The sequence below is a fragment of the Romboutsia sp. 1001713B170207_170306_H8 genome, assembly GCF_015550495.1.
Taxonomy (GTDB): Bacteria; Bacillota; Clostridia; order Peptostreptococcales; family Peptostreptococcaceae; genus Romboutsia_E.
In genome coordinates, this window is the sequence record NZ_JADNAX010000005.1 from 21,888 (window position 1) to 33,902 (window position 12,015).

At 25.8% G+C, this 12,015-nt stretch carries 14 protein-coding genes; 4 read left to right on the top strand and 10 right to left on the bottom strand.

All coding sequences use genetic code 11. The annotated features are described in order from the left end of the window. Positions 1 to 9: 9 nt before the first annotated feature. The 3 genes from I2A66_RS10765 to I2A66_RS10775 all read right to left on the bottom strand — a co-directional run bounded on the left by I2A66_RS10765 (position 10) and on the right by I2A66_RS10775 (position 3,366). The gene (locus I2A66_RS10765) at positions 10 to 1,773 is read right to left on the bottom strand and encodes an ABC transporter ATP-binding protein/permease (RefSeq protein WP_147515762.1); all 1,764 of its coding nucleotides are present in this window, start codon (positions 1,771 to 1,773) and stop codon (positions 10 to 12) included. Further along, positions 1,763 to 2,155 carry a YbaN family protein gene (locus tag I2A66_RS10770; protein ID WP_122638532.1) on the bottom strand — a complete coding sequence of 131 codons (393 nt, stop codon included), beginning with the start codon at positions 2,153 to 2,155 and terminating at the stop codon, positions 1,763 to 1,765. The genes I2A66_RS10765 and I2A66_RS10770 overlap by 11 nt, the downstream gene beginning before the upstream one ends. Positions 2,156 to 2,292: 137 nt before the next feature. Next, complete coding sequence (locus I2A66_RS10775) at positions 2,293 to 3,366, bottom strand: ion channel (RefSeq protein WP_147515761.1); 1,074 nt, start codon at positions 3,364 to 3,366, stop codon at positions 2,293 to 2,295. Positions 3,367 to 3,586: 220 nt separating this feature from the next. Here I2A66_RS10775 and I2A66_RS10780 point away from each other — a divergent pair, with 220 nt between their 5' ends. Further along, the gene (locus I2A66_RS10780; protein WP_122641280.1) at positions 3,587 to 3,889 is read left to right on the top strand and encodes a DUF1540 domain-containing protein; all 303 of its coding nucleotides are present in this window, start codon (positions 3,587 to 3,589) and stop codon (positions 3,887 to 3,889) included. A gap of 57 nt (positions 3,890 to 3,946) precedes the next feature. Here the strand turns inward: I2A66_RS10780 and I2A66_RS10785 are convergent, their stop codons facing one another. The 4 genes from I2A66_RS10785 to I2A66_RS10800 form a co-directional block, all read right to left on the bottom strand. Continuing rightward, positions 3,947 to 4,525, bottom strand: coding sequence for an indolepyruvate oxidoreductase subunit beta (locus tag I2A66_RS10785; protein WP_122641279.1), 579 nt, complete (start codon positions 4,523 to 4,525; stop codon positions 3,947 to 3,949). Continuing rightward, positions 4,526 to 6,313, bottom strand: coding sequence for an indolepyruvate ferredoxin oxidoreductase subunit alpha (gene iorA, locus I2A66_RS10790; protein ID WP_122641278.1), 1,788 nt, complete (start codon positions 6,311 to 6,313; stop codon positions 4,526 to 4,528). It lies immediately after the preceding gene. A gap of 157 nt (positions 6,314 to 6,470) precedes the next feature. Then, positions 6,471 to 6,890 carry a DUF3785 family protein gene (locus tag I2A66_RS10795; protein ID WP_122641277.1) on the bottom strand — a complete coding sequence of 140 codons (420 nt, stop codon included), beginning with the start codon at positions 6,888 to 6,890 and terminating at the stop codon, positions 6,471 to 6,473. A gap of 11 nt (positions 6,891 to 6,901) precedes the next feature. Continuing rightward, positions 6,902 to 7,801 carry a transglycosylase domain-containing protein gene (locus I2A66_RS10800; protein WP_195251607.1) on the bottom strand — a complete coding sequence of 300 codons (900 nt, stop codon included), beginning with the start codon at positions 7,799 to 7,801 and terminating at the stop codon, positions 6,902 to 6,904. 201 nt (positions 7,802 to 8,002) lie between these two features. Here I2A66_RS10800 and I2A66_RS10805 point away from each other — a divergent pair, with 201 nt between their 5' ends. The 3 genes from I2A66_RS10805 (at position 8,003) to I2A66_RS10815 (ending at position 9,805) form a co-directional block, all read left to right on the top strand. Next, positions 8,003 to 8,173 (top strand): DUF362 domain-containing protein, encoded by a 171-nt coding sequence (locus tag I2A66_RS10805; RefSeq protein WP_122641275.1) that lies wholly within the window; start codon positions 8,003 to 8,005, stop codon positions 8,171 to 8,173. A 143-nt stretch (positions 8,174 to 8,316) separates the two neighbouring features. After that, positions 8,317 to 9,363 (top strand): IS1595 family transposase, encoded by a 1,047-nt coding sequence (locus tag I2A66_RS10810; protein ID WP_195251609.1) that lies wholly within the window; start codon positions 8,317 to 8,319, stop codon positions 9,361 to 9,363. A 121-nt stretch (positions 9,364 to 9,484) separates the two neighbouring features. Next, positions 9,485 to 9,805, top strand: a complete 321-nt coding sequence (locus I2A66_RS10815) for a hypothetical protein (RefSeq protein WP_195251611.1) — start codon at positions 9,485 to 9,487, stop codon at positions 9,803 to 9,805. A 101-nt stretch (positions 9,806 to 9,906) separates the two neighbouring features. On the opposite strand, the gene I2A66_RS10820 is transcribed toward I2A66_RS10815, so the two are convergent. The 3 genes from I2A66_RS10820 to I2A66_RS10830 form a co-directional block, all read right to left on the bottom strand. Then, positions 9,907 to 10,368, bottom strand: a complete 462-nt coding sequence (locus I2A66_RS10820) for a hypothetical protein (protein ID WP_147515760.1) — start codon at positions 10,366 to 10,368, stop codon at positions 9,907 to 9,909. 290 nt (positions 10,369 to 10,658) lie between these two features. Next, positions 10,659 to 11,672, bottom strand: coding sequence for a serine/threonine-protein kinase (locus tag I2A66_RS10825; RefSeq protein ID WP_122641273.1), 1,014 nt, complete (start codon positions 11,670 to 11,672; stop codon positions 10,659 to 10,661). Beyond that, positions 11,663 to 11,962, bottom strand: coding sequence for a hypothetical protein (locus I2A66_RS10830; protein ID WP_122641272.1), 300 nt, complete (start codon positions 11,960 to 11,962; stop codon positions 11,663 to 11,665). The genes I2A66_RS10825 and I2A66_RS10830 overlap by 10 nt, the downstream gene beginning before the upstream one ends. Between the last annotated feature and the right edge of the window lie 53 nt (positions 11,963 to 12,015).

The following is a 12,015-nucleotide window of genomic DNA, read 5'->3' on the forward strand; positions in this document are numbered from 1 at the left end:
TTTTGTTCATTATTCACAAGAAGCCACCTCCATCTCATTTTCATATACATTTTCTAAATCACTTTGCTTAGTGTATAAATTATAGTAAACAGATTTATTTTTCATAAGTTCAATATGACTTCCACTTTCAGCTATTTCACCCTTATGTAACGTGTAAATTCTATCTGCATTTATTACATTTGCTAATCTATGGGATATTACTATAACTGTTTTTTCCTTTGATAGTTCTTGTATTGTTTGTAATATACTATCTTCACTTTCAACATCTATATTTGAAGTTGCTTCATCAAATATATAGATTTCAGGGTTTGTAAGTATCATTCTAGCTAAAGCAAGTCTTTGTTTTTGACCTCCTGATAATAAAGATCCCCCTTCTCCAACTTTAGTATCTAATTTATTATCTAAGTTCATTACAAATTCATATAAATTCGCACTTATTAAAGCTTTATAAAGGTCCTTTTCACTTGCATTTTTATTTCCCATCATTAAATTTTCTCTTATTGTTGTATTGAATATATAAGAGTTATGGCTTATAAAGCTTACTTTTTTTCTTAAAACACTAAATGGAATATCCTCTATATTAACTCCATTTAATGTTATCTTTCCATCATCAACTTTTCTTAATTTTAATAAAAGATTAGTTATAGTACTTTTACCACATCCACTTTCTCCTACAAGTGCGACCATAGATTTATTCTTAACTTCTATATTTATATTCCCAAGAATTTGTCTATCTTTATTATAACTAAAGTTTACCTTTTCTATATTTATAGATATATCTTTTAACTTATTTATATCTTCTTTAGATATTTCACTTTCTTCTTCAAGTTCTGTATCTAATAATTTAAACATTTTTTCAGATGCAGCCATACCATTAGTGGCTACATGGAAGAATGATCCTAATAATCTAAGTGGTATAAAGAACTCTGAAGATAATAAAATTATTACTACAGCTCCACCGACAGTTACATTTCCTCTTGATAATTCATTAACCGCAATTAATATACCTAATGCTGATCCTCCAAATGCAATCAAATCCATTATAGTTATAGAACTTAATTGCATAGTTAAAACTTTCATAGTTACTTTTCTAAAAGTTTCAGCTTCTTTGTTCATCTCATCATTTTTCTCTTCATCTAAATCAAATATTTTTAAAGTTGTTAAACCTTGAAGATTTTCTAAGAAAGAATCACCTAAGTTAGTATAAATACCCCAGTACTTACTTAAAAGCTTTTTAGCAAATTTCATAACAGCCGCTATTGATATTGGTATTAATGGTATACATACTAGTAACACTAGAGCTGCTTTTAAACTTATTGTTGCCATAACTGCAAATAAAGTTAATGGACCTAATATACCATAAAATAATTGAGGCAAGAATTTGCCAAAATAGATTTCTAGTTGTTCTACCCCATCAACTGCAATTTGGACAGTTGAAGATGTAGATAAAGCATCACTATAATTAACTCCTAAGTCTAGTAGTTTTTTATATATCTTTTCTCTTAATATACTTCTAACTTGTCCCGAAGAGTTATGTGAAAATTTACCAGCCATAAAATTAGAAATGAATCTTATTATCATTAAAGAAGCTAAGTAAATCACATATCCTCCTAAATTAAAACTAAAATCATTATTAAATAATTTATTGATTATTTCACCTACAAATAATATTATCCCTATATTGCATATAACTGAAATCCAGTTAGCTATTACAGTTAAAAATATGTATTTTTTAGGCTCTTTACATATGGATAATAATCTTTTATCTAGCATATTTTGTCTCCTTTTTTATTGTTTTTATTTTAAATGTGAAGTAGTATAACTTAGTAAGAGAAACTAGTATCAAACTTATTCTCATATATAGATTATCTATCATAATAAATGGAAATAACATCATAATATCAGCAAATAGCACTAATGTAACTTTTTGTTTTAATGTCATAGATCTTGTTTGTACAAAACTTTCTAAATGTTTTTTGTATAACTTTGTACTTTTAAACCATCTATCAAATTTTTCAGACCCTTTTACAAAGCAAACAGATGCAAGCAAATAAAAAGGTGTTGTTGGCAATACAGGCAAAACAACACCAATAGATCCTAATATAAATGCTATCATACCTATAGTTATATAAAAAAACTTTTTAATATTAGCCATAATTTCCTCCATTAATTTATATTTTACTTATTCCAATAATATTTTATATTATTTGATAACTATTTTCAATACCATTTATTTACTATATTTTTAACTATATTTATATTTTTTTATATTTTTTTGCATTATTCTGAAAATTATCTAGTTATTTTTCTAGCTAACACAGCTGTCCATACTCCAATCATAGTAACCCCTAATACCATCTCTATACTTGATAAAATTATACTATATCCAATGGGTGTTATATCCCCATATCCAACTGCTGTAAATGTAACGATACTAAAATAAAGTGAATGAAAGAAATCCAAAGCTAAATTATCTATAGGCAGCTTAATTATAAAATCTATATTATAATTTATAATATTACCTCCAATGTCCAATCCTAAAAACATGTAAATTATTGCAAATATTAATAAAATTTCTATAGAAGTTATAAGTGCATAAGTAGGCCTTTCACCATAACCACATAATATCCAGAATATGTATGACTTAAGCTTATCTATTCCCTTTAATTTTTTTTGCTCCATACACTTAGATAAATAGTAATATTCTCCAGCATTATCAAAAAGTCTATTAGCTTCATATATAGCTTCTATATTTTTATAAACTATACTTGTCCTTTCATAAAAACTACTATCAACTTTATTAATATCAATTTTATCTATAAATGTATTCTCATTAAATTTAGTTATAAATTCATCTTTAAATTCTATATTACCTATAACACTATTTATAACTTTAAAACTTCTACAGTCACAATCCTTAAAATATATGCTTTCTAAATACGACATATTTATAATAACATCTCTCATATCACTTAATATAAAATCACTATTTTTCATACTTACATTTTTAAATATAACTTTTTTTAAATCACAATTTCTAAATGTACAATTTATAAATTGGCAATTATTTTCAAATATAATTATGGAATCTTTTCCATCATTAAATTTACATGAATCAAATTCTATATTTTTAAAAATACAATTAAAAAAGGTCACATTTTTAAAATTATAATTTATAAATTTTGTATTTTGGAATATACACTCATATAAATCCATTTCAAGTATACATTCATTAATATATATATCTTTATCAAAAATTTCATTTTTCTTTTTGTAAATTTGATTGTTTATATTTTTTCTATTTAAACGTTGCTTTAATTCTAAATCAATCTTTTCTCTAGTCTTTTCAAAATTATCTAATATCATATTCTCACCTTGACTTTATTTTTTATCAATAAATGTTAGTATATTTATATTTTTAAATTCAAATAATTTATAATTATTCATAATATAATAGATTTAGAATAGTTTCTATTAAATTTTAATATAATTTTTTAATCCCAAAGATATATTCTAAATTAAGAATAAAATTTATTTAGACTCAAATAATAAATAAATAAATTTATTTATTATTTAGGAGGTATTTATGTCAAATTTAAAATGTGCAGCTGAAGATTGTAGATATAATAATAGCGGAGATTGCTATGCTGGCGGTATAATAATAGATGGTAAAAATGCAACTACTACTATTAACACTAGTTGTATATCATATGAACCTAAAACAAAAACTTCAATGGAAAATTCTCTTAATGCTACTAATATAGTAGGTACTCTAAATATAGAATGTAGAGCTATAAAATGCCAATACAATAAATCAAAAAAATGTAATGCTAATTTAGTAAAAATAAATTCATCTAATGAAAGTTGTGAAACTTTTTCATGTCATTAAAATAATAAATGCAAAGATAAAGTTTACTTTATCTTTGCATTTATTATTTTATCTTTCCTATTTCTCCTTAATTAATTTTATACCTTCATGGAATGCTCGTATATTTATATCTATAAAATTTTCTTTGATATTTTTTCTTATTATATCTTCCCAATTTATATCATTTAAATTTAGTAATTCTACAACAACTCCTAGTAAAATCAAATTCATAACCTTTATATTACCTATTTCATTTGCTTTACTCTCAGCATCTACAGTAATTGCATGTAATATATTAAGTTCTTTATCAATATCTTCTTCAGGATAATTTACTTTTCCTATCAATACTGGAAGAGGTCTTATTTTATAGTTATTTACGATTATCTTTCCTTTCGGATTAAGATATTTTAAGTATCTAATTGCCTCCATCTTTTCAAATGATACTAACAAGTCTGCCCCACCTCTTTCTATTACAGGCGAATAAATCTTATTCCCATATCTAATATGGGTAGATACTGTACCTCCTCTTTGACTCATGCCATGTATCTCACTCGTTTTTATATCGTATCCAAATTCCATAAGCCCTATTGTAAGAATATTACTTACTAGTATAGTTCCCTGTCCCCCGACTCCAGCTAAAAGAATACTTTTTGTCATTTATTCTTCCTCCTTAAGTATGGCATTTTTAGGACACACTTGTGAGCAAACTCCACAACCAACACATTGTTGATTATCTATATAAGCTTTTTTTATTTTTTTATCAAAGGATATAGCCGGGCATCCTATGTTCGTACACATCTTACATCCTATACAGCAATCCATATTTACTTTTAACTTACTCTTAAATGGGTTATTAAACTCTTTTATATCTTGACATGATAGTTGTTTAAGAACACATGGCCATCTAGTAATTATTACTGATGGACCATCTTCATTAGATAGTGCCCAGTCAAGGGCATCATTGACCTCATCTAGTTTATTGGGATTAATTAATTTTATATTTTCTACTCCACAGGCTTTTACTAATAAATATATATCAATTTCTTTAGTTTTATCATTTTGCAAAGTATATCCTGTTCCCGGATTTTGTTGATAACCTGTCATTCCAGTTATTCTATTATCTAATATAACGGTTATTGAATCTCCTTTATTGTATACAGTATTTAATAAACTAGTTATGCCACTATGAAAAAATGTAGAATCTCCTATTACATTTACAACCTTAGTTTTATTACATTGTTTCATATTAAATATTGTTTGAGCACCATGACCTGCGCTAACACTAGCTCCCATACATATTATAAAATCTGTAGCATTATAAGGTTGTGCAAATGCTAAAGAGTAACATCCAATATCTCCTGCTATTACTAAGTTATTTCTTTTTCCTAATTCATAAAAAAATCCTCTATGTGGACATCCTGCACAAAATCCTGCAGGTCTAGAGGTTGCTAAATTTTCATTGCATTTTATAGTTTCTTTTTCTTCTTTTAATATAGATTTTCTTATTACTTCCGGAGTCAATTCACCGTAGGCTGGAATTATTTCTTTTCCTATACAATTTATATTATTTGCTTTTAATTGTTCCTCTATTATTGAATCATTTTCTTCTATTACATAAATCTTTTCTACCTTTGATGCAAATTCTTTTATCTTATTTATTGGAAGCGGATTTGTAAACCCTAACTTCATATATGATGCATTTTCAAAAAACACTTCTTTTGCAAAATTTACACACATTCCCGATGCTACAATTCCAATTTTGTTACTATTAATCTCATAATAATTTAAGTTAGTAGAATTAGAAAATTCTTTTAGTATTTGTATCCTTTTTTCAACCTCTATTCTTTTCACTCTACCATATATAGGAACAGTAAGGTTTTTTGCTACATTTTTTCTATACGGTTTAATTTCAACTTCATTTCTATCTAAACATTCTACAATACCTTTAGAGTGACATACCCTTGTGGTTACTCTAATTAAAACAGGGGTATCAAATCTTTCACTTATATCAAATGCTATTTTTACCATATCTTTTGCTTCTTGACTTGTTGATGGTTCTAGCAATGGTATTTTTGAAAATATGGCATAATTTCTATTATCTTGTTCATTTTGAGATGAGTGCATTCCTGGTTCATCTGCACTAACTATAACAGTTCCTCCATTTACACCAATATATGAATAAGTAAATAGTGGATCCGCTGCTACATTTAAACCAACTTGCTTCATAGTAGCTATGCTTCTAGCTCCTGCTATTGATGCACCTATAACAGACTCTACAGCTACTTTTTCATTTACAGACCACTCAGCTTTAATACTATCCTTATATTTAGCTATATTTTCTAGTATTTCTGTACTAGGAGTACCTGGATATCCTGCAGCAAACTTAACACCAGCTTCATAAGCTCCTCTTGCTATAGCTTCATTCCCTGTCATCAATTGCTTCATCTTATTAATTCCCCCTAAAAATAAACTTATTATTAAGTATAGAGATTACATAAGCTATGATATTATAGTTTAAAACGTTACAATTATATTTATGATATTTTAATATAAAAATATCCTATAAAAGTATACCTTTATACTTTTATAGGATATTTCATTATTATACTATACAATTTTCTATTTGGATTATATAATCTCCACAATTTTTACATATTATTATACTTACTATATAACTATCATCTACCTTATTTGATTTAGATAGTTTATTAAAAGATAGACCTTCATACTCTTTGCAAACATCATTTATTATATATTCTTGATTCTTTGTAAATATATAAAAATGATATTCTAAAAATGGGAAGAATTTTTCTTTTTCTTTTACACCTGCTAAACATTCTGGACAAGCTTCTTGATAATATTCCACATCAAAATCAGCATCTTCATTATCATTTAAAATATCTAATATATTCTCTATATTTATACCTTTAACTGGCTTGTCTTCATCATTTATTAAACCACTGCAATTATTTTCATTTAATAAATATTCTTTTTCATCAAAGCTAAGTTTATATTCGCTCATACTACACCTCTTTATTCTATTTCTGATTTAAAAGGAACATTCTCTTTTACAGCATTTTTATATTCCTCATCTGTAATATACCTTAATTCATGCATTTTGTACAATATTGTTTCTTGTCTTTTTTTTGCTTGACCATGATCTATATACTTTGCTGGGTTATTAGTTATTCCTACAAGCATAGCACATTGAGCTAATGTCAAGTCCTCAACATTTTTACCAAAATAAACTTGAGATGCTTTGGCAACTCCATATGATGATTTTCCAAAATAAACATTATTTAAATAAGTTCCTAAAATTTCTTCTTTTGACATTATCTTATCCATTTGTAATGCATTATACATATCTGTAATTTTTCTTTTTATACTTTTATCATCATTTGTCAATAAGTTCTTAGAAATTTGCATTTCTATGGTACTTCCACCTTGAGTACTATCTGAGAATACATTATGTATAACTGATCTTAAAAGAGATTTATAATCAACTCCATTATGCTCATAAAATCTTTCATCCTCAATAGACACTAATGCATTCTTTAAATTGTTTGGTATTTTATCAACACTAACAACTTGGCTACTTATATAGTTATCTTCTATAAGATCCCTTGTAACCTTTGGTGAATCCTTTAATGCTGAAATAGTAAACATCATTCCTATAGATGAAGTAATAATTAACATAATTAAAAATAGTATTGATACTCCTTTTAATATTTTTTTATTTTTACTAGTTTTGCGTTTTTTTAAATTACCTTTTCTATGTGATTTATAACTATTTCTATTTTCTTCTCTCTTTATATTATTAATATTTACTTTGCTTTCTATAGATTTATTACTTTCTGCCTTTTTTGATAAATAGTCATTTGAACTTATTTTTCTTCTTCTTATTTTATTTGTATTTTCATTATAATAGTCCATCTTTACCTCCTTATCTATAAATTTATTATAACCTCCCTATAATAATAAATCAAAGAACAAAATTGTAAGATTCATATTACATAAAATTCTATAAGAATACAAAAAAAATAATTTTTTATTAATATTTTTTTAATTTTTTTGTGGAATTTTTGAAATTTTAGGGTATAATGTAAATGAAGTTAGTGTTAGGAGGTAAATATTATGGCATATCAAATAAACGATGCTTGTATAAGCTGTGGTGCTTGTGAAGCTGAATGTCCAATGAGCTGTATATCAGCTGGAGATGATAAATACGTTATAGATGCTGACGTATGTATAGAATGTGGTGCTTGTAACAGTGTTTGTCCTGTAGACGCTCCACAACCTGAGTAATAAAAAAACTGTTCTATTTTATATAGAACAGTTTTTTTATTTGGCTATGTTAGACAATTATGTGATTAATTATATAAAAAATAGGTTATAATATAGATATCAACTATACTTCACTATATTTCGTAGAAAGGATACCTCATATTATGTCTAAAGTAGATATAAAAGTCATGGTTAAAGATTTGAACAAGGATGAACTTCTAGATTTAATTTCATTAGCACAAGGAGTTTTAAGTGGTTTATTTAGTTCTGATGAAATTAAAGATAACATTAAAGAGAATAGATTTTCTAAGGGATATGAATGCCCTAAATGTCAATGTAAAGAGGTTAATAAAAATGGAAAATCTAATGGTAGACAAAGATACATTTGTAAAATATGTAGATGTACATTTGATGAGTTTACTTTATCTCCATTTTCAAGTACTAAACTAGGATTAGATAAATGGCTTAAATACTGCGAATTAATGATATTAGGACTTTCTATAAGACAGTGTGCTAAAGAAGTTGGTGTTGGTGTAAAAACCTCATTTTATATGAGACATAGAATACTGGATGTTATAAATCTATCACTAAAAAATGATACTGTAGAAGGTATAGTAGAGGTTGATGAAGTTTTTATTCGTGAATCATACAAAGGAAACCATTCAAAAAGCACTACTTTCAAAATACCTAGAGAACCTAGAAAAAGGGGAAAAGGTAAGAATGATAAAAAGAAAAGAGGTATATCTAACGACCAAATTTGTATTGAAACAGCTATTGACCGCAAAGGAAATATCCTTATGGGAGCAGTTTGTAATGGTAGAATTACAACTAATGATATAATCGGATTTTTTGATGGCAAATTAGGTGAAGATATCACTTTTTGTGTTGATTCTCATAAATCATATATAGGTATAAAGAAAGACCTTAATGTGGAATTAAAACAAGTTCCTAGAGGAAAATCAATGATAGATAGTGTTTACCATCTACAACATGTAAATTCGCTTCATAGTCGATTTAAGAAATGGTTAATGACTTTCAATGGAGTTTCTAGCAAATATATTTCGAATTATTTGGCATGGTTCAAATTCTTGCAGTTGAGCAAGAAAAATAAAAAGGCAGACCGAATTAAAGATATGTTGGTTAACGTAGCAACCAAAGAAACTTGTATTACTATAGATACTATTAGAAATAGATATATTGAATTAGTTTAAGGGATTATATTATACTTATTTACCTAATACAGCTATTTTGGAATTGGAAAATGATTTAATAAAATGTATAATATACTCAAAACTAATATTTGAATTAGAAATGTGAAAGGAGAATATTATTATGTTTTTGGGTTGGATAACTAAAGGGAGTATCTTGTTTGGACTAATTGCAGTGGTAATTCCTATAATAAATCTTATGAGACAAGATAAGGCTGTTGTCAATAATTTAGGAATATTTTCAGGGATTAGTATTAGTGCATGTGCTATTTCTTTATGTATGCAAATATTTTATGCTAATCATTTAGTGAACATAGAAGACTGGTCGGCATTGATGGACATATTAAGCACAGTAGCAAATGTTTCAGTAGTGCTTCTTGTAGCTACTATTATACTTAATGTTATTGTATATATTAAACACAAAGAAAAACAATCTCAAGTATAGAAATTTGATTAATAACTACATCTTAGCATAAATACCTTGAAGATACTAAGATGTAGTTATTTTTATGCTTCATTCATCACATGATTATCTAACATAGCCTTTTATTTAAGTATTTCATCTGTTGTCACTAAATTTAATTTTATATTTTCACTTTTATTATACAAAGCAACCCCAACCTTTATATCTTTAATTTCACCCTTATTAACAGTTCCTATGAATCCTTTTACATCATCATCTGATGTTTTTACAAAGTACTTAGTTTCTCTATTACCTTGATAAGGATAAATATCTATAGTACATAATTCAATATCATAAAGTCCTTTATTCTCTACACTCATAGTAACTATAGCATAAAAATCATATATATCTCCTATATCTATTCTTTCTTTAAACATAGACACATCTTTTACCATTACTTCTATATTCTCATTATTTAAATTATTTATAAATACATTATTATATTCAGTAATTTTATTATTATCTTCATTCATAGAAATAGAAACATTGGATAAACTAATTGTAGTAAAAATTATTAATAAACAAATTAAAGTCTTTTTAAGCATATGTTCCTCCTATTATTTTTTATTAGTTTATCCAAATAGTAATTTTTTATTTAATATTAATAAATATTTCCATTTAACTCATATATTTTTTATTTTAATAAGTAAAAAAAAAATAATTTTTTTCGACAAAACTATTGCGCTTTTTGTCGAAATTTGTTATTATTAATTCAAGGTTATTCCCCTAATAACCGATTATTTTACTCCCCAAATAAAATATATTCCCTAATAAACCCCTTTTTATAATATATTTTACCCCTTTTATAACCCTACTTGATCGGATTAAAGTAGGGTTATTTTTTTTTCATATTAATAATTTTACGTATTAATCTATATCCATGTGCTTTAGTATCTATAAAGTTAAGATTTTCATTCTCATCATATAAATTATGCTTAATATTCCAATATCCTAAATCTCTATATAAAGATATATACTTTCCATTAACACTCCATAAATATTGATCTTTATCTATTTTTTTGTATCTCCAATCTAAATTTTCTTCTATCTTAGATAAATCATTCATTATTTCTAATACATTATCATATCTTTCATCTTTATTAACTTTTAAACACTTCTCTATAATTAATATCATAGACTTTGGAACATGAGGAAGATATTTTTTTCTTACTGGAAATTTTCCATTTGCACATGCTATCTTTAAACTATTTAAATCCTTATATCTTTTAACTTGCTTATTATATTCTTCATTACCATTACACATTCTATACAAGGTTGTTCCTATTTGATATATATCAATCTTCTTATTTATAGTAGAGCTAATACATTGTTCTGGAGCGATATGTTTATAATATACATTTTTTAATTTTGCATTACCTTCTATATCTAAATAAAGCGATGATCCAAAATCAGTTAATACAGCTCTATTTTCGTCACTTATAAGTATATTATTTGGCTTTATATCACAATGTACCATGTTATTGTTATGAATATAGTACACGGCTTGTAGGAAATCTAGTGCATATTTAATTATTTCTCTTATAGTTAAATTCTCATTTTGCATCAAATTATATAATGAACCATTCCTAAAGTATGGCATTACTATATAGATGTAATCATCATCATATGATGCATGGTTTATAGTAATTATGTTTGGATGTCTTAACTTATATATTTTTTTAGATTCATCAAAATATCTTCCAAATTCTTTTAAATTTTTTTTATCAATTTGCTTTAATATAAATCTTGAACCTAGTTGAGTATCTTCAACTATATATAAAGCTGAGTTTACACCTTCTGAGTTTATTTTTTCAAGTATTTTCAAATTTATATTTGTATTTATTTGCATATCTCTACCCCACAACTTGAAAACAATTCTTCTAGTATTCCTTCTACTTTAACGGCTTCTATTATTTCAATACCAATATCTTCTTCTATATACATATAAGCTTTCCTTACACTATACTCTTTAATTAATACATTAATAATCTTCCTTATATAACTTAATCTTTCCCCTATACTAAAAGACTTTGGTATTATAATTTCATCCTCTAAGATAGGCTTTGTCTTATCATTTATCATTTTATATATTCCAAACTCTATTCTATTAATAAAGATACTAATATTCATAAATCCCATACTCATTCCCCCTAGGAAATATTAGTTTATTGTTATATAGTATGATTTATTAT

What these genes read in the sequence shown, in the direction of transcription:
- I2A66_RS10765 (WP_147515762.1), bottom strand. Translation starts at nt 1,773, where the DNA reads ATGCTAGATAAAAGATTATTATCCATATGTAAAGAGCCTAAAAAATAC.
- I2A66_RS10770 (WP_122638532.1), bottom strand. Translation starts at nt 2,155, where the DNA reads ATGGCTAATATTAAAAAGTTTTTTTATATAACTATAGGTATGATAGCA.
- I2A66_RS10775 (WP_147515761.1), bottom strand. Translation starts at nt 3,366, where the DNA reads ATGATATTAGATAATTTTGAAAAGACTAGAGAAAAGATTGATTTAGAA.
- I2A66_RS10780 (WP_122641280.1), top strand. Translation starts at nt 3,587, where the DNA reads ATGTCAAATTTAAAATGTGCAGCTGAAGATTGTAGATATAATAATAGC.
- I2A66_RS10785 (WP_122641279.1), bottom strand. Translation starts at nt 4,525, where the DNA reads ATGACAAAAAGTATTCTTTTAGCTGGAGTCGGGGGACAGGGAACTATA.
- iorA (WP_122641278.1), bottom strand. Translation starts at nt 6,313, where the DNA reads ATGAAGCAATTGATGACAGGGAATGAAGCTATAGCAAGAGGAGCTTAT.
- I2A66_RS10795 (WP_122641277.1), bottom strand. Translation starts at nt 6,890, where the DNA reads ATGAGCGAATATAAACTTAGCTTTGATGAAAAAGAATATTTATTAAAT.
- I2A66_RS10800 (WP_195251607.1), bottom strand. Translation starts at nt 7,801, where the DNA reads ATGGACTATTATAATGAAAATACAAATAAAATAAGAAGAAGAAAAATA.
- I2A66_RS10805 (WP_122641275.1), top strand. Translation starts at nt 8,003, where the DNA reads ATGGCATATCAAATAAACGATGCTTGTATAAGCTGTGGTGCTTGTGAA.
- I2A66_RS10810 (WP_195251609.1), top strand. Translation starts at nt 8,317, where the DNA reads ATGTCTAAAGTAGATATAAAAGTCATGGTTAAAGATTTGAACAAGGAT.
- I2A66_RS10815 (WP_195251611.1), top strand. Translation starts at nt 9,485, where the DNA reads ATGTTTTTGGGTTGGATAACTAAAGGGAGTATCTTGTTTGGACTAATT.
- I2A66_RS10820 (WP_147515760.1), bottom strand. Translation starts at nt 10,368, where the DNA reads ATGCTTAAAAAGACTTTAATTTGTTTATTAATAATTTTTACTACAATT.
- I2A66_RS10825 (WP_122641273.1), bottom strand. Translation starts at nt 11,672, where the DNA reads ATGCAAATAAATACAAATATAAATTTGAAAATACTTGAAAAAATAAAC.
- I2A66_RS10830 (WP_122641272.1), bottom strand. Translation starts at nt 11,962, where the DNA reads ATGGGATTTATGAATATTAGTATCTTTATTAATAGAATAGAGTTTGGA.